Below are 487 nucleotides of genomic sequence, written 5' to 3'. Positions count from 1 at the left end.
AAGGGCGCCCGCGAACACAACCTGCGCGACGTCGACGTGGAGCTGCCGCGCGATGCCCTCGTGGTGTTCACCGGCATCTCGGGCTCCGGCAAGTCCTCGCTCGCCTTTGGTACGCTCTACGCGGAGGCCCAGCGGCGCTACTTCGAGTCCGTCGCACCCTACGCGCGGCGGATGATCGATCAGGTCGGGGTGCCCGACGTCGACTCCATCGTGGGACTTCCCCCGGCCGTCGCCCTCCAGCAGCAGCGCGGCACGCCCAGCGCACGCTCCTCGGTCGGCAGTGTCACCACCCTGTCGAGCCTCGTGCGGATGATGTACTCGCGCGCCGGCACCTACCCGCCGGGCCAGCCGATGCTCTACGCGGAGGACTTCTCGCCCAACACGCCCCAGGGCGCCTGCCCCTCCTGCGGCGGGCTCGGGCGGATCTACCGGGCCACGGAAGCCTCCATGGTGCCCGACCCGTCGCTGACGATCCGCGAGCGCGCCG

General features: G+C 71.7%; 1 pseudogene. It reads left to right on the top strand.

Annotated elements, in window-relative coordinates:
- Positions 1–487 (top strand): annotated as a pseudogene (locus tag E4V01_RS25445) (excinuclease ABC subunit A); the annotation flags it as partial.

This window comes from Methylorubrum sp. Q1 (assembly GCF_004683995.1).
Taxonomy (GTDB): Bacteria; Pseudomonadota; Alphaproteobacteria; order Rhizobiales; family Beijerinckiaceae; genus Methylobacterium.
Note: the sequence above shows the minus strand (reverse complement) of the source record. Positions and strands in the feature narration are given on the sequence as shown.